We start from the raw sequence: 20,639 nt of genomic DNA on the forward strand, positions 1-20,639 counted from the left end.
TGCACTTACCTGTTCGGACGAAAAAGTTACTTTGCTCATGTTATCCCCTAATCCCATATTCTTAATTTCAAGTATATAAAAAGCACCTGCAGGTTGAACACTCTTTTTTTCGAGTGTCCTACCTACAGGTACCACTTTACAACAACATGAGCGTTTTCCTTTTCTTTTTGCCTACAAGGTCAGCTTGGGAGGGTCAGCTGCCATGAAACGCCAAATCGGTCATTCAGCCAACCGAATTTCTTGCTGAACCCATAGTCTCCTAAAGGCATCAGGGGATGACCATCTTGGATAAGCTTCTCGTAAAGTGAATCAATCTCTTCTTCTGAGTCACAAGTTAGATAGATAGAGAAGGACGGGGTAAAGGTAAACTCATGTTTGATGTTGCTGTCGAAGCACATGAATTCCTGCCCTTTCAAGGTAAAGGCCGCATGAATCACAGTCCCTTCGTCTCCACTTTCACCTGCTCCATATCGAGTGATGGCCGTAATCTCCGAATCCGGGATCAAGGATGTATAGAAATTCATCGCTTCTTCTGCCTTGCCATTTTGAAACATTAAGAATGGCGTAACCTTTTTCAATCTAATCAATCCTTTTCTTCATTATATTAAAATGCCGTCATGTGAAAAAAGGGACACCGATTCCTATTTGAATGATGTCCCCATATCGATCCTTTATTCTTGCGTATATTCAATTTGCTGTCTGCGCTGCACGAGCTGAAGCCGGATAAAGAGAGCCACGGCTCCCACAGCAAGACCGGCAATCAGACCAATCCAAAAGCCGAATGGCCCCATGTCTGTCGTTGAAAAGAAATAGCCGAGCGGCAGCCCAATGATCCAAAAGGAAACGAGAGCCATGATGAACGTAACGTTTACGTCCTTGTAACCGCGCAGCGTCCCTTGGATCGGCGCCAGTACCGCATCCGACAGCTGGAAGAAGACGGCGAATAGCAGGAAGCGGCGCGTCATGTCGGCAACAGCAGGGTCCGAGCTGTACAGATGTGAAATCGGACCACGGAAAAGAAATAGCATAGAGCCGAGCAGCAAGGCTGTGCAAACAGTGGAAATGATGCCGAGCATGCTGTATTGGCGTGCATCCTTCAGTCGTTTGGCTCCCGCTTCATAACCGATCGCGATTGTAAGAGCCATCGACATGCTGAGCGGGACCATATACAGGGCCGAAGCGAAATTCAGTGCCGACTGGTGGGCGGCGATCACCGTCGTGCCGAATTTGCTCATGAAAAGGGTAACGGCCGAAAAAATGCTCGTTTCAAGAAAAATTGCCAAGCCGATCGGCACGCCGAGCACGAATATCTCTTTCCATTTGGCAAGGGAGATGCGTGTGAAAGAGGAGAACACCTTGAAGTCCGCAAAAGGTTTTCTCCGGTGGATCATCACAACGGCAATCGCCGTAATAAGCCAGTAGGTAATCGCGGTCGCGATGCCTGCCCCAATCCCGCCCATCCGTGGAAGGCCCAGTTTTCCGTAAATGAGCAGGTAATTCAGAGTGACATTGATCGGCAGCGCCGTCAATGTGATAAACATCGTAACCCGTGTCTTGCCGAGGGCATCAATAAATGAACGGAGCACATTATAAACGAAAAGGGGAACGATTCCGAATGAAAGGCTGGCCAGGTAGTAGAAAGCAACCCTTCTCACTTCCGCCTCCAGCTGCATCGAATCAAGAATCGGATTCAATGCCATTGCCCCGATGCTTAAGATTACGAGCGCAATCGCAGTTCCGGCATACATGCCTTGTGTGACGGTAAAGGGCACCTCTTTGCTTTTTCCGGCGCCAGTCAGATGGGCGACGATCGGAGTGACCGACAGCAAAATACCTGACAAGCCGGTGAAAACGGGATTCCAAATCGAGGAGCCGACCGCTACCCCGGCTAAGTGCTCTGGTGAAAACTTCCCGGTCATCACGATGTCGAAGAAACTCATCGAATACATGGCCAACTGGGTGATCAAGATCGGAAGGAGAATGATCCAAAGTCGTTTAAATTTCTCTCCGAGTGTAAAAGTTTGTATCAAATCCATCATCCTATTCCATTAGAACCTGACCGGATTATATCATAATCCTATAAATATCCGGTAGACAAAAAAATACATTTACATAATATAATTATGTAAACATGATGATACGAAAAAAGCCGGTGGAAACCGGCTCCTTCATCGAGAGGATCAGGCTTCCATCGGCTGCAACGCCTCCTGGATTGCTCCCTCCCTCATATGGTTGAGGAGGAATAGATCCTTCGGCACTTCAAATAGATCATAGATATATTCATCTTTATTCAATTCATTAAAAATCATTGGACGTGTTTCATTGGCAAATACGGAGTAGGGAAGCTTTTTCGCAGCTTGCTTGGAACGGAGATTTTCTTTGCGGATACGCATATAAACCTGTGAAATCTCGTGTTCGAAAAACAACTCTTGGAAGAAGGCTTCCTTGGCAGGGGAGTTATAGCCCTTTCCATGGTACGGTTTCCCGATCCATGTGCCGAGGAATCCGGCGCCGTCCCGGATATCGAATAGGTTGATTGTTCCTATCGGATTTCCCCATTCATCAAGGATCGTCCTTGAAATCAACTCTCCACGTTCTTCTGCTTCAATCGTTTGCTTTGTCAAAAAGACAAACTCCTCATAGGAATTTGCTTTGTGGCGCACGAAAGGGAAGACATCAGGGTGCGTCATTAAATCAAATAAAGCATGACATTCATGCCCGCTCAATTCTCGCTTTTTGAGCATATTTTCTCCCTCCTGGGCAGGGCAGTCCCGTACAAATTCGTTCCTACCCTCGAAATTTTTTAAAGTTGCATAAAAAATTTCGGGGTGGGAATCGAACCCACTAGAACCAGCCAAGCGCAGACTGGTGGCGCACCATTTGCCTTCCCTCAATTATGAGCTGTATGAAATTGAAGTATTTCTACAGACATCATACAAAAAAAATCGCCATTTGAAAATAGGGTAATTTAATCTATTTTGTGACGTGTTTCCCGCTCATTCGACAAAGAGATTGGAGCGGATAAAAAAAATGAAACCTTATTTTAAATTAAATCGTATAATTAGAACAAGAAGAAGAAAAGGAGTGTTTTAATATGGAATCTAGCAATGATAAAATATTGGCATGCGCCATATATGTGACGAGTTTTTTCAGCGCATTTTTAGGGCCATTGATCATATGGCTGCTCAAAAAGGACAGTTCACCTTTTGTTGATGTACACGGAAGGGAATATCTAAACTTTTTCATTTCCTATTCCATTTATTCAATTGTCGCTTCGATCCTGATGGTTGTCTTGATCGGCTTTCTCATTTTACCGGTTATTGGACTCGTTGTTTTCATTTTCACGATCATGGGTGCGATCAAGGCATTCGAGGGAGAAATTTACCGCATTCCGCTCACAATACGTTTTTTGAAGTAAGTCTCAACCCGGCTGCATTCTGCACGCCGGGTTTTTAAGTATTTGGCATGTCCTGGCGCAAACTCCCGTATAGTATAAAGAGTATGCCGCATAAGGAGCCGCCCACAAATGAATATAAAAAAACACTATTCCTCAAAAATGCACCTTTATCTGCACCAGACGATCATTAGCCTTGTTATCTTCGCCTTGATTATGCTTCCCGCTTTTGTCCGGATACCATTCTTGCCGGTTGCAGCCGCGGGTCTCATTTGCTTGGCGTCGGGGCTCTGGTTTCTCGCCAAATACGGATACTATTATTACAGAATTTCTTCTTTGCCGGGATCTCTTATGAAGAGCCGGGCCAATTCCGTACAGCTGATTCTCCTTCCCTCTCCCAACGACGAAAACCTGCTTTATTTCTATTCATCGAACGGCGCTTGTGCATATACAGTCGAGAGAAAAAAAGGGAGGGGAACAAACGGGTTTCAAACTGGACTGCTGATTACGGACCACAAGACAGAAAACGAATGGAGCTTGCTGATCGGAAAAAATGAAGTCGGTCTTCTCACCGAAGGGACTGCTTTGTCGATTCAAAAGACAAGGCGATCGAAGAGGGAAGAGGCCTACGAGCTTGGCACAAGCGAATTTTTGCATTGCAGCTCCCCATATCAAAGGCAGATCTGCAAGAATGGACAGCCAGTAGCGACAATCCAAAAGGGCGAAATGCCCCTTCCGCTCCAGGCATATTACAGTTCCAATGCACCGTTGATCAAATTGGACAGCCGACTGACGAATGAAGAAAAGATGTTTTGCCTCGGCTTGCTGGCAAGTGAGTATTAATAGGAGCGTATCGCTTCGAGCACTTGGCCGAATGGCTGCATGTGCTTCGACTGAAAATAAAGCCGGAACGGATCGCCCAGCGTGCCGAGTCTCTCCAATACTCGCCTAGGAGTGAACCATTCAGGGTCAAGCGTATCCGTCACTTCCTCCCAGAATAGGGGAGCGGCAACAAGACCGTCCTCATTATTGCGGAGCGAGTAGGGGGCAATGATTGTCTTTCCCTCAGCGTGCTGGATAAAGTCGACATAGAGACGGTTTCCCCGGTTCTTTTTCAACCTTTCTACCGTGAACGATTCAGGGTCCTGTTCGAGCAGAAACCGTGCTGCCAATTCCGTGAACAGCCGCGTATCCTCCCAGGAGAATTGCCCTTCAGGCAGCGGGATGTAAACCTGCATCCCTTTATTGCCGGACAGTTTGATAAAGGACAAAAGGCCAAGTTGGTCAAAAAGCCCTTTCAGCAACCTGGCTGCTTTGACAGCAAGCCCGAATTCGGAGCGTGCCGGCGGGTCAAGGTCCATCACGATTTCACTGACGAACGGGCTTTCAATTGTCCGGAAAGGAATATGGAATTCGATCGCAAGCTGGTTTCCAAGCCAGATGAGTGTTTCGAGCCGGCTGCAGACGATCATTTCATTGTCTTCATATTGAAAGGAATCGACAAAAGGAGGAGCCGTTTCCGGTATGCTTTTTTGGTAAAAGCTTTCGCCGAAAATCCCATGCGGTGCCCTGATCAACGTCAAAACGCGGTTCTGCAAAAACGGCAAAAGATACGGGGAAACATACCGCAAATAGCGGACAAACTCGAGCTTGGTCAGCGGGTTCTTTTCAAAAAGAGGCTTGTCCGGATGCGTAAGATGGACCGATTCGGGCAGCAGCGCCTCATCCGTAAGGAATCTTTCAACTGTGCAATCCTCCGGGTGCAGATCAAAACGTAGTTCTTTAAAGTACGTCTCACGCAACTCGCCGTCATACCGTTCCAAGTAATGGAGATCGAGGCAGATGCCCGGAGCGACTTCAAGGAAGCTGCCGTTTTTGCCATTGGAATTACTCCGGATCGTTTCTTTCAGGGCGGACTTTGTCTCTTGATCGAGCCCTGACACAAATGCGCCGATCGAAACGATGCTGTCTTTTTCCATGACGCCGACAGAGAAATAATGGTTTGCTTCATCCATGCCGGTTATGAAGCAGGAAACCGTGCGCCAGTTTTTAAATTTGAGCCAGTTGTCCGTCCGTTTGCCTCCGATCCATTTGCTTCCGAGCTTCTTTCCGACAATCCCTTCACCCGTAAAATTAAACACAGTCCTTGCGGTCTCTTCATAAGAGGAGGCAGACGGAATCAGCTGCAGCCGGGAATTGTCTGAGTGATCAGGAGAAAGAGGCAGGTGAAGACCGCTGAAAAGAGCTTCAAGTTTTTCTTTTCTTTTTTCATAAGGAAGCTCGTATAGCTCCTTGCCGTCCGCTTCCAGCAGATCGAATGCGAGAAAATGACAAGGGCGTGAGGCGGCAGCCTGTTCAATTTTCGCAGAGGAGCGGAGACGCCCCCTCGTCTGCAAAAGCTGGAAATCGGCTGCATTCGGATTTCTGAGAATGACCAATTCACCGTCTAAGAGCAGCGGAAAATGACGTTCCACCTCCGGGAAGAGTTCATCGAGGAAGGAACGAAGCTCAGGAAAAAGAGGGAGCAGGTCTTTGCCATTCCGGCTCCACAAATGCGGCTTATCATCCCGCCATTCAAGCAGGCCGCGGAAACCGTCATATTTAATTTCATAGCGCCACTCTCCGGCCGCTGGCAGAGAGGAAGCAAGTGTGGGAAGCATCGGCTTTAGCATCGTTTTCACCTCGTATCTGAACTTCCTTGTAGTGTAGCCCGTTTTCCAGAAGTTAATGTGTATGAAGAACGGTCAAGTTCCGCAATAATAATAGAAAAAATGGAGTTGAACCATCATGCACACAATGTGGAAAGGAAGCATCAGTTTCGGGCTCGTCAATATCCCCGTCAAACTCCATGCCGCTACAGAAGACAAGGATATTTCTTTCCGTTCCTTGCATAAGGAATGCCATACCCCAATCAAATATCAGAAGACCTGTCCCGCTTGCGAGGTCGAGGTCGGTCCGCAGGATATCGTCAAAGGGTATGAGGTGGCGAAAGGGAAATTTGTTACGGTTGAGGAAGATGAGCTGAAGGCGCTGGCAAAAAACAATGGGGAAAAAGCGGTGGAGATTTTGGATTTTATCAAGATCAGTGAAATTGATCCGATTTACTTCAACCGGAGCTACTATATGTCGCCGGACGGGAGCGGGGGCAAAGCATACAGCCTCCTCCGCAAGGCGCTGGAAGAGTCGGAAAAGGTCGGTGTTGCAAAGATCATGATCCGTTCCAAGGAGCAGCTGGCCGTTATCCGCGTCTATGCAGATACGCTTGTCATGGAGACGATCCATTATCCGGACGAGGTGCGAAATGCGACAGAGGTCCCGAATGTGCCAGCTGGAGATGCGGTATCCAAGAAGGAACTGGATACGGCTATCCTGCTGATCGACCAACTGACGACGACGTTTGACCCGGCTGCCTATAAGGACGAATACCGAGAGGATGTTCTGGCGCTTGTCGAGTCGAAAAAGACAGGCAAGGCACTTGTCACGGCGAAGGAAAAGGCGCCTGCCGCAAACGTTACCGATTTGATGGCCGCGCTCCAGGCGTCTATCGACAGGACGAAGCCAAAAACAAAACAGCCGGCCAAAAGAAAGAAAACGGCAAAAGCGGCGGAGTCAAAATAAATAGAACGAACTAGAACAGGGGGAGAATCAAAATGGGAGAGAAGAGGGGAAATACGACGAATGTCCAGTTCGTCGGTTGGATACTTTTTTGCCTTGCCATTTTCCTGTTTATGGCCATATTTTACAATACAGCGGCGGGCAGGACGTTCGATCTCGGCATCATCCACTGGGTTCAGGGGCTTGAAAATCCGTTTCTGACAAAGATGATGAAGTTCCTGTCGTGGGCCGGCGAAGGAAAGGCGATTTATACGATGGCTGCCGTATTGGTCGGGGCACTTTTTTTACGCAGACGGTTTGCGCTCGGCCTGTTTCTAGGGATGGCCATTCCGCTCGGTTCCGGGGTGCTTAACCGCTTGCTGAAAAGCCATTTTATGCGTGAGCGCCCGAACTTCCACCGATTGATTGAGATTGATGGAACGAGCTTTCCGAGCGGGCATGCGATGAATACAATGGTCTTCTGGAGCTTCGCTACATTCGCATTGCTCACATTCCTGGGGAAACGCGGACGGAAGGGGCTCATGGCTGTTTCGGCGGCGATAATCCTCTTTACAGGCATCAGCCGGATTTACCTCGGCGTGCACTATCCGACCGACATTATCGGCGGTTTCGCTGCCGGTGCAGGCTGGGTATTGCTCTGCATCTTTCTCTATCGATTGGCATTGAAAGAGCAAGCGTAAGTCTTTCGACCCTATTTTTCGCCGACTTGAAAAAATCTGCGGAAATGGGGTTTTATATTTTGAAAAAGGGGTAAAATAGCATCAGTTGCCTGCGAATTTTGCAGAATTTAAACGAAAAAGATTTGATCCGTTTTCTTGCTTTTTCTAACATGCTCATGTATGATTAGGTAGAACTTAATTATAGAAGACAAGTTTTTAGCCCGGATCCAAACCAAACCTTTTTCCTCACAATACGATTCGTATTGAAATGCAAATCTCACTGGCGCGGTCGAGGAGCCGCAAGGACGGGAGAGAGGAAGGGCTTTCGTTGTTTTGGATTTACCAGTTTTACCTGTCATTACCGCAAAATACGGCTGCACAGTTTTAATATTAATGAATATTGTATGGAGTTACGTTCGCATGTTATAAAGAATATCTACTCCAGATTGTGGGTATTGTTTATAATATGTGAATTTTTATTTACACCGTAAATATGAGTAACATATTAAAAAATTTTTGGAGGTTTTTACCCATGGCAACAGGAACAGTAAAATGGTTTAACAGTGAAAAAGGATTTGGCTTCATCGAAGTTGAAGGCGGCAACGATGTATTCGTACACTTCAGCGCAATTCAAGGCGAAGGCTACAAAACACTTGACGAAGGTCAACAAGTTGAATTTGAAATCGTTGAAGGACAACGTGGACCACAAGCTGAAAACGTTGTTAAACTATAATAAGTTCACGAACTGAAAAGAGGATGTCCCATTAGGGGCATCCTTTTTTTTGTTTCCTTGGCCCTGGCAGAAGCACTCTGCCATTACTCCACCTTCAGACCAAAAGCTAGCCATCTTCCGTCGACGTCTTCGATAACGAATTCTCTGTTATTGTAATCCGTATCATTAAGCGGACGAACGATCTTCACATTCGCGCGTTCAAACTCCTCTTGAAGATCCTCTTGATTTTTGGTGATAAAGTACGCATCATACCCATATCCGTATAAGACCCGATTCGGCATGACCTGTTGACCGGTTGATTGGGTTAGAATAATTTCTATGGTATCCCGGTATAAGCAAATATGGGGCTCATCCGCGTCTACATAGCGGACAGAAGTAAAACCCATTCTCTGTTCGTAGAATTTTGCGGTCTTGTTCATATCCAGCGTTGGAAAGATACAATGCGATTGCAGTAAAAGGTTTTTCATGACTGTTCTCCTTGTGAAAAAGATGGTTTTCTAATCAAATTCTATATTCCTGAACAAAAACCTTTTTTGCCTAAAAAAACCGTCCGCTATTTTGCCGGACGGGGCCTTTCATTGTCTAGCTGCAGGCGATAGGGGCTCGAGGTCACAAGTCAAGAAAGGAGAAAGGCTGGAAAGCGCCTTTTTCCTTTCTCGTCTTGTGCTTGTCGCCCCTGATCAATCGCCTTCCGCCTTTCATTGTCTAGCTGCAGGCGATAGGGGCTCGAGGTCACAAGTCAAGAAAGGAGAAAGGCTGGAAAGCGCCTTTTTCCTTTCTCATCTTGTGCTTGTCGCCCCTGATCAATCGCCTTCCGCTTTTCATTGTCTAGCTGCGGCGCCTAGCTGCTAGAGGTCATAAGTCAAAGCAGGAGAAAGGCTGAAACACGCCTTTTTCCGGCTTCGCCTTATGCTTGTCGCAGCTGTTCAAGGCGCCTCCGCTTTTCATTGTCTAGCTCCGGCGGCCAGCAACTAGCAGATTTCGGGATTCTTCCTACGATAAGTCAGCATCGGCTCCTTCGTCGCCTTGTTTCCTTTATCTCGTCAGAATCCCTCCAATCTGTACGTCGCTAAACGGCCGCCTCCGCTTTTCTCACAGCTCATCAAATCCATTCAAGTCGCTCGTCTTCGTATACTGCCGTGATTTTTGTTCGAAGAAGTCTGTTTTCGTGTCGTCGAAATTGTCGACGTACGCCCGGATCCATTTCATCGGGTTGTCGGTATGGTCGGGGTAGAGGTCGCTCAGGCCGAGCATGCGCAGCATTTTATTTGCGCGGTACTGGATATAGCCTTCCATTTCCATCAGGTCGATGCCTTCGATTCCGTCCAGAACATACCGGCTCCAGATCGTCTCCTGCTCGACGGAGAAGCGGAACTGTTCGTACACCCACTCCGTGAATTCTTCCGTATTAAGTTCCGGGTTTTCAGAGAGTGTGGCGCGGAACAGCTCGCTGATGAAGCGGCCGTGCTGCAGCTCATCGCGGTTGATATAGGAAATCATCGTTGATGTGCCGACCATCTTCTGGTTGCGGGCGAGATTGTAGAAGAAGGCGAATCCGGAATAGAAGAACAGGCCTTCCAGCAGTGTCGTGTAGACCATGGCTTTCAGGACGTTTTCGATTGTCGGATTTTCGGCGAAATCATTGTACACGTCGACAATCCGCTCGTTGCGCTTCAGAAGCACCTCATCTTTCCGTCCCATTTCAAACGATTCCATCTGTGCCCGGTGATTTGTTACAGAAGAAAGCACATACGCATAGCTGTGGTTATGCTCGCTCTCCTGGTCAGCGATTGTCGCCATGATAGATTTGACGGATGGATCGGTCGAGAATTGTGAAATCCTTGCCGCCATATCCGTCTGCGGGCCGTCTAAAGTGGCCAGCAGGCCGATGATTTTGAGGAAAGCTTCCCGTTCTCTCTCGTCCAACCGTGGAAATTGCTTGATGTCGTGGGTCATGTCCACTTCATTGGCACGCCAGAAAAGGGCGCGGATTTGTTCACGGTGTTCATAAAAGTGCGGATAGGCAAGGTCATTCCAATTCAAAATCCCGCTCGCCTTTCCGCCGAATAGAGCGGTCGATCTATTTGGGTTCGCCGGCTCCAATACTTTTACCATCGTTAATGTTTCTGACATATGCATACACTCCTTCTGTCCAGGCGCGGACCTGTTGTTCCTGAGCGCCTCGGGGACTTTGTTCGATTTTTAAAGGGGGGGCCGCCGATCCGTAAAAACGGGCAAGCTTTTCAGCAGCACTGCAAAAGAGATCATCCCCGCCAAATTGGGTGTCGCCGGTGCCGAAAACGAAGACAGCCGGCGGCTTGTATCCGAGCTCATAGACAAAATCCTTCACAAGCAGGGGAGTCGAGCCTTTCGCCCAGGTGAAGCTGCCGACGAGCATTGCATCGAAGGCGGACGGATCGGGGATCGCCCCGCCGCCGCCGATCCTGTACAATGTCGTCTCGCAGCCTTTCTCCAACAGCACCGTTCCGATCATTTCGGCCGTCTCCTGCGTGTTGCCGCTGAAACTGGCGTAACAAATCAGGATTCGCACCAGACACAGTCCTCGATATCCGTGGCGGTCGAGCGGACGTAATACGTCGTTTTCAGCCCGGAATCCCACGCCTGCAGGTGAAGATCAAGCAAGACTTGAGCCTTGATCGTATGCGGCACATAGAAATTGAAGGAGATCGACTGGTCGATATGCTTCTGGCGCGCTGCGTTCTGGCGGACTGACCAGCGCTGATCTACAACATACGCTGATTTGCGGTATACGTCATACGTGCGGTGATCAAGATCAGGCGCTGCGACAGGCAGCTTGAAATCCTTCTTCTCCTCATAATAGAACGGCTTGAAGACCGGATCGATGCTTGCTGTAGAGCCGGCGATGACGGATGTGCTTGAATTTGGCGCAACTGCCATCAAGTATCCGTTGCGGATTCCGTGTTCGCCGATTTCTTCCATCAGTGCTTGCCATTCTTCGGCTTGTCCGCCGTCCAAATAGCCCCGCTCTCTGAAATAGTCGCCTGTAGCCCAGTCGCTTCCCGCAAATGCAGGGTAGGCGCCTTTTTCTTTCGCCAGCTCGCTGCTTGATTGGATTGTGAGGTATGCGATTGTCTTGTATAGATCATCCGCAAACTCAGCAGCTTCATCCGTCTCCCATTTAATACCCTTCAAAGCGAGGAGATGGTGCCAGCCGAAAGTGCCGAGGCCGACCGCCCGGTATTTCCGGTTCGTAATGGTAGCTTGTTTGACATCAATCGTATTCAAATCGATAACATTGTCGAGCATCCGGACCTGAATCGGAATCAGGCGCTCGAGTGCTCCGTCAGGAACAGCTTTTCCGAGATTGATAGAGGAAAGGTTGCACACGACAAAGTCGCCCGGCTTTTTATAAGTGATAATCATGCCGTCTTCGATTTTTTCTTCGGTCTGGACCGTAGCAGACATGTTTTGCATTATTTCGGTCCTCTTCTTCAATTAGGCTCGCTACACCTAATCCGCATAATAACTATGCAGCTACATGTCACCATGTAGAGGAGACTATATCATCATCCTCAGCTTAACCTGGTAGGATGCTCCGCTTTTCCCTTTATGAATTATCTCTGCTTTTCATCAGAGCCTCGCTTGAGGGGTACTCTACTCGCTTCTTCACTAGTATTTTTCCAACTAGCTATGCTTTCGATAGTCGTTAGGCATTTACTCTGTAATGATATGATGGTCTGGGAAGTTTTTCGAATACATTCTCATCCGCATTGCGTGAGTAGAAATATTATGAGCACTAGCGGCTTTAGCAATGCTCTCATAAGTGACATTCTTGACTATGCATTTATAAGCGGCAGCCTTATGAGTGGGCTTTTCGCTTTTAGGGGCCAGCCTTCGGTAGTTTGGAAAATTATCGGAATCCAATCGATACAGAATGGTCGTATTGTTAATCGATAAACATCTTGATGCCTCTGCGATCGAGCAATAGTGGATGTCATCAATAACTATCGCTTTGGAGTTTGCTTGTTTCACAGATTCGATCATCCTTTTTGTTTTTTTCTTCCCAAACTGATGATTAGAAGAACCTGTCATTTGTTTTACCTTCTTGACCCTGATTTTTTCCTTGTTAGGGTTCATTGTAAAACAGTCTCCGCCGATTGAAGTAGGTTTTATATTGTAATAGTCCGGTGAAGCTACGGCATTCCGTTTTTCGATAAACAACTCTTCCATTTGGTTTAATTCTTTTTCCGTAAAAGCTTCGGCAAGAATTTCTCTTCTGAAGTTTTCTTTTCCATACTTCTTAATAGCTCTTTTCAAATACAATCCTGACCCTAAATATGTTTCCCAATTGTTTGCCCGACCATATATACATTTCCCAATGTATTTCATACCATTAATCCTGTTTGTAGTCTCGTAAACAAAACCAAAGGGCTTTGCCAACAAACACACCTCCATGGGAATATTTGTTCTCATTTCGATGTTACTACAACAGCAGAGATTTAGCACGGGATTGCCTTATAAATAAGGGTTTCCCCGTTTAACGGAGTTTTCGACAGCCATTACTGACTGAAGGTGCTAACATTAACACAAATTGCTGGAATAGATCATTCCTTCATGTCCATTCGGGTTTTTCCGATTCACTTCGTCGCGGTAGAACATGAACGGCGTGCCGGTCTCAAGCTGTGATTTCATGATCCTTGCCATGATTTGAATCGCAGGGACCTTTGTTTTGGTCAATCCGTTCGATTGGACGCACTCCTCGTACTTCTCGCGGAAGGAGCCTTCGCCTTTCTTCTCATCATAAAAATCCTCGAGAGAATAGCCCATTACCGTCTTCACTTCATGCGGGTCGAAAAGATACCAATCTCCGCGACGCTCGACCTGCTCCATGAACAGGTCAGGGAGGCAGACGCCGGTGAAGATGTCATGCGCACGCTGGCGCTCATCCCCATTGTTCAATTTGAGGTCGAGGAAGGAGAGGATGTCGGCATGCCAAACGTCCAAATAAACGGCAACCGCACCTTTACGCCGACCTAGCTGATCTACGCTGACAGCAGTATTGTTGAGCTGTTTGATCCATGGAAGTACTCCGGATGACGCACCGGAAAACCCTTTGATCGAGCTTCCGCGGCTTCTGACTTTGCCCATATAGACGCCGATTCCGCCGCCGTCTTTTGATAGCCGGGCGATGTCGGTGTTGCTGTTGTAGATGCCAAGCAGCGAATCTTCGACCGTGTCGATGAAGCAGCTGGACAATTGCCCGTGGGCAAGACCGGCGTTCGCTAGCGTTGGTGTCGCCACGGTCATATAAAGGTTGGACAGTGCCCAGTAAGCTTCGCCGACTAGCTTCGAACGCTTGTCGGACGGTTCGTCCTGCATAAGATGCATGGCGATGACGAGCCAGCGCTCCTGTGGCAGTTCGTATGTATTTTTCTCGTGGTCGGTAGCCAGGTAGCGCGTTGCCAGTGTGTGAAGGCCGATATAGTCGAAGAGCAGGTCGCGTTCCGGCTCGATCAGTTCGGCAAGCGAGAGGATCTCCTCACGGCTGTATTTTTCAAGGATGTTCGGCGCGTAAATGCCTTTTCCAGCGAGTGTCTTCAGCAGTCCATAAAAGTCGCCGTATTTTGCTTCTTTGTCATACGAACGGTTCTGGCTCGCTTTTTTATAGAGATTCTCCAAATATACTTTCGCCGCAACATGCGACCAGTGGGTGTTCACTTCATCAATGTTTTCGAGCGCCGTATTGATGAGAAGCTGGGTAATCGACTCGGCCTTCCATTCCTTTTTCGCGGAAATCGCCCGGATAACTTTTCCGGCATACTCTTCCGATTCGATTCCCGCCACGCGGGAAATGTAGTTGCGGAGCCGTTCTTCATTGAATTCAAGCTCCCGTGAACCCGTTTCTTTTTTGATGATGGTCGACATCAATCTCATCCTCCTAAGAAAAATAAAAATCCGCCCCGGGGAAGGAGCGGATGGAAAACGATAGGAAAGAGAAAGACCTGTTTCGCTATCGTTTCATCTCCTCAATCCCCGAAGAATTGAAACTCGGACAAAACCAGGCAGGTCTCCTGACTTATGCGTCATCCTACCGGGGAGCCTTCCCATATCCCGGTGGATACAGTGGCGATTCCCTTTCGTCGGCAATTACAGTTGCGGGGACAGTTCCGGACTTTCACCGGATTCCCTTTTAAACCCTGATGCGGGCACCTGATCTTGTTAAAATCTCAACATATGGTATTTTATAGAACTATCAAACACTAAATATAGTGTCAATAGCATACTATCATCTTACCCGGATTGTTGCAAACGAAACAGGTAAGTTCCTGTAGAAAATTACGGCTAAAATAAATTCATCCAATCCATTTACTTTTTGCCAATTCCGACTTATTATTGTTTAGGGTATCGAAATAATGAGTGGAGGATGTACATGAAACAGCTTCTCAAATGGAGTTCAAGCTGGAAAAGTTTCAACCGGAATATCAAGCTGGCGTTTATTGCCAATATATTCAGCCAAATCGGGCTGGGTATTTTTATGGTCATTTATAATTTTTATATTCGTGAATTGGAATTTCCCGATGCGGTGAATGGGCAAGTGATCTCGATGACAGCTTTGGCAACGGCGATCATCCTGATCCCGGCTGGCCTGTTGAGCGACCGGATCGGCAGGAAAAACATCATCTTGTTCGGTATGTTCTTTACAGGGATATCACTCGTGTTCAGGAGTGTGATCGAGCCGCAGCATCTGCTTCTTATTGCAGCATTCATGACCGGACTCACACAGGCGTTCATCCAAGTATCGACGATTCCGCTGCTTGCCGAGAATTCCTCGCCTGCAGAAAGGGTGAAGCTGTTCGCGCTTCATTTTGGGCTGATGACAGCCGCAAACGTCGTCGGAAACCTGATTGGAGGCTCTTTGACCGATGTTTTCGGAATGTTTTGGACACCGCTCATGGCAATCAGGGTAACGCTGCTTGCCGGGTCGGTCATCTTTTTATGCAGTCTTGTGCCGATCTGGCGGATTGATGAAAGGAAAAAGCAGCCGGCTGAAAAACTGGCGATGGAACAGAACCTGTTCCGCCACTTGAAGGCGCATCGGAAAAGCTTGAGGATGATCATCCTGTTCGCGATCGCCCAGCTCTTTATCGGATTCGGCGCAGGACTCGTCATCCCGTATCTGAACCTGTACTTTGCCGACCGGTTCCAGGCTTCGACAACATCCATCGGCCTGATCATCTCGCTCGGGCAGGCCGCGACTGCTGTCGCGATGTTCATCGGCCCGGCAGTCGTGAAAAAAATCGGAGAGGTGCGGGCAGTCGTCTTCCTGCAGCTCGCTTCCTTGCCGTTTTTGCTGCTGACCGGATTTACCAACAGTCTTTTGCTGGCGACATTCGGCTTCCTGTTCCGCCAGGCGCTCATGAACGCCGGCAACCCGATTCAAATGTCACTGATGATGTCGAAGGTCGACGATGACGTAAAAGGCCTCGCGAACTCCGTCAACCAGATGGCGTTCAACCTCGGCTGGGCGCTGATGGGGCCGGTGTCGATGGGAATCGTCGCGGCGAATGGCTCTTACCGAGGCTATGCAATCGTCTTTTCGATCACATGCTTGTTGTACCTATGCGGGTCATTGTACTTTTTCGTTGTGTTCAAGTCGATTGATAAGGAAAAGAGAGAGGACGAGAGACTGAGAGCATGACTGTGGAATAGAGAGGGAGATTAGGCAAAAAAAGACCTTTTCTAATAAAATACTAAACCTAGGTCTAGTTGACTAACTTTGAATATTGAATAATTTGGGACTAAGTTAAACAGGAGAAAATCACCGATAGGCTTTAACCAGAGTGGGTCTGGAAAAGGCTAACCAATATTAGTATGACTCCCCAGGCAGAAATGGATCCAAAAACATAACTCTTTCGTTTAAATTGAGAAATACTCGACAGCAAAAAGCAAGAGCCCAATACCAAATGCAAAACGATAGAGCGATCAAAAGTGAATTGGTTGCGTATGAAAAAAGATAGATAAAGAATCATCAGCATCGAAATCGCTAATATCGTAAGTTTTTTTAGCAAACTAATTTCTCTCATAAGGTAGATTACCAAGGTTCGTGGCAAACCGCCAGTCGCCATTCCTTTCCAGTAATTTTATTCTTATACTTAGAGCTAATCCTCTTGTTTAGTGGGGCCTCAGCATTCCCAATTCAGTTTATACAAATTTCTACTTATTATGTTATACCATACAATATTGCCTGTATTAAAGGTTTGGACGGGGATTGTTGATGGGAACGGCTCCTGTTGCGGCTGGGCGGACATTTGGACGGGGTGTAGATTTTAGAATTAGAGCATTGGCTGTTGCCAATGCTTTTTTATATTTGTACTCTACAGATTAAGTTTTCATTGTATATGAATGGGGAATTAACTATTTCTCCCTATTACTTATTGACTACATAGTAAGGTATAATTTAGGTTAGAGTGTTTCTACAACACGTTTTAATTGAAAGAAGTGAGACAAATGAAAGACCATTTAGTACATATGCGCGATAAGCTGAACAATATTAATAAACGCAACCGTTCTATCCGTCTATTAAAGCTCTATCAAAAATGGAATTTTGATCTTGCCAGTTTGGGTGCAATAGGGAGCAAGGAGAACGGAAAATCGATCCTGGAAAAGATTATCAACCCGAAGTCGAAAGGCAAATTGACGCTATTGAATCCTTCTCTGGATGATGAGAAATCAATGATTTTATCAAAGAAGTTAACGGATTTGTACCGACAAATCAAATCAATGGAAGAGGAGACAGGCGTACATGACTTTTATCTGGGTTATCCTTTTCTATCTGGCGTTCTCCTCGATGGAACCTTCATTCAAGCCCCGCTGTTCTTATACCCTGTTCGTTTAGAAAGAGATTCGATTGCTATGCAAAAATGGGTGCTGCGCGTGGAAGAGGAAGGCCCTCAGTTAAATCGGACTCTGTTTTTAGCCTTGAAGAAACTAAACAAAATTGGCTTTACAGAAGAAATGTTTGAAGAAGCGGTTTCAGTTGCAGGCTCACAAGACTTTTCCGCAATTCAAGACTTTTTAGAGAAACACCATTTAAAGGTTCAATATACTGAAACGGGTCTAAAGCCGTTGAAGGAATATAAGTCGAGTGATATACCAGAAATAGCTAATCTCACATTGCTTGAACATGCCGTTATCGGCGACTTTCCTCAAGGTGGTTCTGCCATCATCCGAGATTATGATGAGTTGATCAACTTATCGGAAGAGAGTTCTCTCTCGCTAGTTGGGGAAATGATCAACTCGGAAGACAACATGCAAATCGAAGCAGGAGTGCTGGATAGCGGCATTGAAGAGGATGAGGTAGAGAATGAGAAAGAGGACATTCTAAACCTTCTTCAAACGGATGGGTCCCAAGAAGAAATTTTGCGATTGTCACACCATGCCAAAGGGTTGGTTGTCCATGGACCACCGGGAACAGGAAAGTCACAAGTCATTGTTAACTTGATAACAGACGCTCTTCATCGGGATAAGAAGATACTTGTTGTCTGCCAAAAGCGCGCGGCGCTGGATGTGGTTTATCAAAGATTGGACAGCTTAGGATTAAGTGACCATGTTGCGCTCGTTCAAGATGAAAAGGTAGACCGCAAAGCACTATACCAAAAAGTATCCGCCGTTTTAGATCACAATGAAGTGAAGTTTGAAGATGCAGCCGAAAAGCTGAATGCGGTCTCATCGCGATTAGCTACCCAAGAGCAGCTTCTTAATACGATTGCACAAGCTCTTTATGAAACGCAGCCATCCGGCTATAAATTGTACGAACTCTACGGTGTGGCGAAACCAATGACCGAAACGAATAGCATGATTTCTTTAAACGGAGTGATTGACCGTTTGACGAAGGAGTCACTGCGTGATATGACGGACGCAGTTTATACGTATGGAGAGTGGTTTACACGGTTCGGGGATCCATCGTACCCATTGATTAACCGGACGAGCTTTGCGGCGTTTGACATAAAATCAAAATTACTGGCAGTTGAAACATTAGAGTCTGTCATCGCCAAGGCAAAAAGAGCGACAGAGTATATAGAGGCACTGGATATCGAAAAAATAACACCTGCCTATACTTGGGAAGTACAAAAACGGTTAGAAAAAATATATCCTGATCTAGATGATGCGCAGAAACGTACCCTGCAAGGTTTGCGTATTTTTTGGTGGACGAATGTTTCTGGAAAATCCATCATCGAGGAGATTACAAACGGAGAGAAGTTTAAGGGTACAAGTTCTACTGAATGGGTCAAAGTCAAGCAAGCCTTAAAAATCATGCATGAATTAGGGCAAGTAACGAAGGCGATGGCGGATGATGTTCAAACTCTTTCATCTTTTATTCAAGCTAAGCAAGTGAAAGAGTTGCAGGGTCGGATCGCAGAAGGAGATATTCCATTAAAGGAACTGGATTTGTTATTGGAGTATATCCATCGGGATTTCGATGACCTGAAAATGATGGACAGCTTTTATGAGCAGGCAAGTGAGGACACGAAGCGTGTGATTGCTGCCCTACAAGAAAAAAACAATGATTCAGGCCAATCATTGCCAGAGTTCTGGGTCGATAAATTAAAGAATTCGGCTTATATCCATTGGATCGACCAAATTGAAGCGAAATATCCCGATGTGCAAAAAATCTCAACGAACGAATTTGCCCGGATACGCGAATCGTTTTCTCTACAATTAGAGGAGAAACGTAAAGTGGCAGCGGAATTTTTACAACATCAATTAAAGAGTAAAGTACGCAACGCCCAAGAAGCATATGGCAAGGCTGTGAAGGAACTTAAACATCAAACAGGCAAGAAAAGAATGATTTGGCCGCTCCGCAAATTGGTAAACCAGTTTGCCGATCAAGGTTTGGTCGACATCTTGCCCGTCTGGCTCGTGTCGCCGGAGATGGCGTCTTCCATCTTCCCATTAGAAGAGGGATTGTTCGACATCGTGATCTTTGACGAGGCGTCCCAGTTAACTGTCGAGAGCGGCATGCCGTCGGTGTATCGCGGCAAGCAAGTGATCATAGCGGGAGATGAGAAACAGCTTCCCCCTAGTAATTTATTCCGCGCCGGCTATGCCGATGAAGAAGATGAGGAAGAGGCAAAGTTTGATACAGATGAGTCGGTCAGCCTACTCAACTTAGCAAAAAGGCGTTTTCCTGAGAGAATACTGCAGTGGCATTATCGGTCCATGTATGAAGAACTGATCAATTTCTCTAATCACGCCTTCTACAATGGTTATATTCAGATCGCGCCAAACGTCACCCCATTCAAGGAGCCGCCTGGCATCGAATGGAGAAAAGTAGAGGGACGCTGGATTAACCAATCGAATGAAATAGAAGCGATAGAAGTCGTAGCCCAGTTAAAAAATGTTCTCCAGCAAAATGCGGGACGGACTGTAGGGATCATAACGTTTAACGCAAAACAGCAGACAAAGATTCAGGATATGATTGATCAGGCAGCCGCAGAGGATCTGGAATTCAGAACCCTCTACAATGACTTAATGGCGCGCGATTTAGACGAACGTTTATTTGTTAAAAACATTGAAAACGTGCAAGGGGATGAGCGGGACCTGATCATCTTCTCGATCGGCTACGCGAGAAATGAAGAAGGCAGGGTCTACAGCCGTTTCGGTTCACTCAACCAAAAAGGCGGCGAAAACCGCCTAAACGTCGCCATCACCCGCGCGAAAGAAGGAATCATCGTCGTCTCGAGCATCGAGCCGGAAGACCTGAACGTCGCCAATACGGCCGAACGCGGGCCGAAACTGTTAAAATCCTACCTGAAATACGCGAGAGCAATCTCGGGCGGAAGGAAGGAAGACATCAACGCGGTCGTCCAAGAGGTGAACGAAGCCGTCAGCACCCATGTTGTAAACGAAGCACTGCACTTTGACTCGCCATTTGAAGAGCAAGTGTATGAGGCACTTCGAAACCTTGGCTACGACGTTACAACGCAGGTGGGGATGTCCGGCTACCGGATCGACATGGCCGTCATCCACCCGAACGACAGCTCGAGGTATATCCTTGGAATCGAATGCGACGGCGCCATGTACCACAGCTCCCCTAGTGCGAGGGAAAGAGATGTGTATCGTCAAAGATACTTGGAATCCAGAGGCTGGACGATCGAACGGATCTGGAGCCGGAACTGGTGGAAAAATCCGGCGAATGAGATAGAGAGAATTGACCAAAGGATTAGGGAATTGATTAAAGCGGAAAGAAGTTAGA

Annotated in this window: 15 protein-coding genes, 2 pseudogenes and 1 riboswitch; of the genes and pseudogenes, 7 read left to right on the forward strand and 10 right to left on the reverse strand. The window is 47.0% G+C overall.

The features are described from left to right. Nucleotides 1-179: 179 nt before the first annotated feature. From AC0TWI_RS08360 to AC0TWI_RS08370, 3 genes are all read right to left on the reverse strand, one after another. Complete coding sequence (locus AC0TWI_RS08360) at nt 180-578, reverse strand: VOC family protein (protein WP_488125890.1); 399 nt, start codon at nt 576-578, stop codon at nt 180-182. A 93-nt stretch (nt 579-671) separates the two neighbouring features. Further along, complete coding sequence (locus AC0TWI_RS08365) at nt 672-2,030, reverse strand: MATE family efflux transporter (protein WP_488125891.1); 1,359 nt, start codon at nt 2,028-2,030, stop codon at nt 672-674. Nucleotides 2,031-2,180: 150 nt separating this feature from the next. Next, complete coding sequence (locus tag AC0TWI_RS08370; RefSeq protein WP_488125892.1) at nt 2,181-2,744, reverse strand: GNAT family N-acetyltransferase; 564 nt, start codon at nt 2,742-2,744, stop codon at nt 2,181-2,183. Between the two features lie 350 nt (nt 2,745-3,094). Between AC0TWI_RS08370 and AC0TWI_RS08375 the strand changes: the two genes are divergently transcribed. Beyond that, nucleotides 3,095-3,418 carry a DUF4870 domain-containing protein gene (locus AC0TWI_RS08375; RefSeq protein WP_488125893.1) on the forward strand — a complete coding sequence of 108 codons (324 nt, stop codon included), beginning with the start codon at nt 3,095-3,097 and terminating at the stop codon, nt 3,416-3,418. Between the two features lie 108 nt (nt 3,419-3,526). After that, nucleotides 3,527-4,237 carry a hypothetical protein gene (locus tag AC0TWI_RS08380; RefSeq protein ID WP_488125894.1) on the forward strand — a complete coding sequence of 237 codons (711 nt, stop codon included), beginning with the start codon at nt 3,527-3,529 and terminating at the stop codon, nt 4,235-4,237. Here AC0TWI_RS08380 and ligD read toward each other — a convergent pair. Continuing rightward, on the reverse strand, nt 4,234-6,066 hold the full coding sequence (gene ligD / locus AC0TWI_RS08385; RefSeq protein ID WP_488125895.1) for a DNA ligase D: 1,833 nt from the start codon (nt 6,064-6,066) through the stop codon (nt 4,234-4,236). The two genes, AC0TWI_RS08380 and ligD, sit on opposite strands and share 4 nt — an antisense overlap. A 115-nt stretch (nt 6,067-6,181) precedes the next feature. Here ligD and ku point away from each other — a divergent pair, with 115 nt between their 5' ends. The 3 genes from ku (at nt 6,182) to AC0TWI_RS08400 (ending at nt 8,401) form a co-directional block, all read left to right on the forward strand. Beyond that, nucleotides 6,182-7,012, forward strand: a complete 831-nt coding sequence (gene ku / locus AC0TWI_RS08390; protein ID WP_488125896.1) for a non-homologous end joining protein Ku — start codon at nt 6,182-6,184, stop codon at nt 7,010-7,012. A 32-nt stretch (nt 7,013-7,044) separates the two neighbouring features. Continuing rightward, entirely contained in the window at nt 7,045-7,689 is a 645-nt protein-coding gene (locus AC0TWI_RS08395) for a phosphatase PAP2 family protein (protein WP_488125897.1), read from the forward strand. A 511-nt stretch (nt 7,690-8,200) separates the two neighbouring features. Continuing rightward, on the forward strand, nt 8,201-8,401 hold the full coding sequence (locus AC0TWI_RS08400) for a cold-shock protein (RefSeq protein ID WP_144919921.1): 201 nt from the start codon (nt 8,201-8,203) through the stop codon (nt 8,399-8,401). Between the two features lie 83 nt (nt 8,402-8,484). Here the strand turns inward: AC0TWI_RS08400 and AC0TWI_RS08405 are convergent, their stop codons facing one another. The 6 genes and pseudogenes from AC0TWI_RS08405 to AC0TWI_RS08430 all read right to left on the reverse strand — a co-directional run. Then, nucleotides 8,485-8,868, reverse strand: a complete 384-nt coding sequence (locus AC0TWI_RS08405) for a VOC family protein (RefSeq protein ID WP_488125898.1) — start codon at nt 8,866-8,868, stop codon at nt 8,485-8,487. A gap of 625 nt (nt 8,869-9,493) precedes the next feature. Next, the gene (locus tag AC0TWI_RS08410; protein ID WP_488125899.1) at nt 9,494-10,534 is read right to left on the reverse strand and encodes a ribonucleotide-diphosphate reductase subunit beta; all 1,041 of its coding nucleotides are present in this window, start codon (nt 10,532-10,534) and stop codon (nt 9,494-9,496) included. Then, entirely contained in the window at nt 10,482-10,895 is a 414-nt protein-coding gene (locus AC0TWI_RS08415) for a flavodoxin (protein ID WP_488125900.1), read from the reverse strand. Before AC0TWI_RS08415 ends, AC0TWI_RS08410 begins: the two co-directional genes overlap by 53 nt. A 44-nt stretch (nt 10,896-10,939) precedes the next feature. Then, nucleotides 10,940-11,866: pseudogene (locus AC0TWI_RS08420) on the reverse strand (ribonucleoside-diphosphate reductase subunit alpha); the annotation flags it as partial. Between the two features lie 231 nt (nt 11,867-12,097). Further along, on the reverse strand, nt 12,098-12,823 hold the full coding sequence (locus tag AC0TWI_RS08425; protein WP_488125901.1) for a hypothetical protein: 726 nt from the start codon (nt 12,821-12,823) through the stop codon (nt 12,098-12,100). 144 nt (nt 12,824-12,967) lie between these two features. Further along, a pseudogene (locus AC0TWI_RS08430) lies at nt 12,968-14,308 on the reverse strand (ribonucleotide reductase N-terminal alpha domain-containing protein); the annotation flags it as partial. Between the two features lie 119 nt (nt 14,309-14,427). Continuing rightward, nucleotides 14,428-14,612: riboswitch (cobalamin riboswitch) on the reverse strand. A 201-nt stretch (nt 14,613-14,813) separates the two neighbouring features. On the opposite strand from AC0TWI_RS08430, the gene AC0TWI_RS08435 reads away from it, so the two are divergent. Together AC0TWI_RS08435 and AC0TWI_RS08440 are read left to right on the forward strand one after the other, a co-directional pair. After that, complete coding sequence (locus tag AC0TWI_RS08435; RefSeq protein ID WP_488125902.1) at nt 14,814-16,082, forward strand: MFS transporter; 1,269 nt, start codon at nt 14,814-14,816, stop codon at nt 16,080-16,082. Between the two features lie 809 nt (nt 16,083-16,891). Beyond that, entirely contained in the window at nt 16,892-20,638 is a 3,747-nt protein-coding gene (locus AC0TWI_RS08440; RefSeq protein WP_488125903.1) for an AAA domain-containing protein, read from the forward strand. Nucleotide 20,639 lies beyond the last annotated feature (1 nt).

This window comes from Lederbergia sp. B243.17 (genome assembly GCF_057657925.1).

Excerpts from the sequence above, each read along its gene's own strand:
- AC0TWI_RS08440 (WP_488125903.1), top strand. The coding sequence starts at position 16,892 with ATGAAAGACCATTTAGTACATATGCGCGATAAGCTGAACAATATTAAT.
- ligD (WP_488125895.1), bottom strand. The coding sequence starts at position 6,066 with ATGCTAAAGCCGATGCTTCCCACACTTGCTTCCTCTCTGCCAGCGGCC.
- AC0TWI_RS08375 (WP_488125893.1), top strand. The coding sequence starts at position 3,095 with ATGGAATCTAGCAATGATAAAATATTGGCATGCGCCATATATGTGACG.
- AC0TWI_RS08410 (WP_488125899.1), bottom strand. The coding sequence starts at position 10,534 with ATGTCAGAAACATTAACGATGGTAAAAGTATTGGAGCCGGCGAACCCA.
- AC0TWI_RS08435 (WP_488125902.1), top strand. The coding sequence starts at position 14,814 with ATGAAACAGCTTCTCAAATGGAGTTCAAGCTGGAAAAGTTTCAACCGG.
- AC0TWI_RS08400 (WP_144919921.1), top strand. The coding sequence starts at position 8,201 with ATGGCAACAGGAACAGTAAAATGGTTTAACAGTGAAAAAGGATTTGGC.
- AC0TWI_RS08380 (WP_488125894.1), top strand. The coding sequence starts at position 3,527 with ATGAATATAAAAAAACACTATTCCTCAAAAATGCACCTTTATCTGCAC.
- ku (WP_488125896.1), top strand. The coding sequence starts at position 6,182 with ATGCACACAATGTGGAAAGGAAGCATCAGTTTCGGGCTCGTCAATATC.
- AC0TWI_RS08415 (WP_488125900.1), bottom strand. The coding sequence starts at position 10,895 with ATGATCGGAACGGTGCTGTTGGAGAAAGGCTGCGAGACGACATTGTAC.
- AC0TWI_RS08405 (WP_488125898.1), bottom strand. The coding sequence starts at position 8,868 with ATGAAAAACCTTTTACTGCAATCGCATTGTATCTTTCCAACGCTGGAT.
- AC0TWI_RS08395 (WP_488125897.1), top strand. The coding sequence starts at position 7,045 with ATGGGAGAGAAGAGGGGAAATACGACGAATGTCCAGTTCGTCGGTTGG.
- AC0TWI_RS08370 (WP_488125892.1), bottom strand. The coding sequence starts at position 2,744 with ATGCTCAAAAAGCGAGAATTGAGCGGGCATGAATGTCATGCTTTATTT.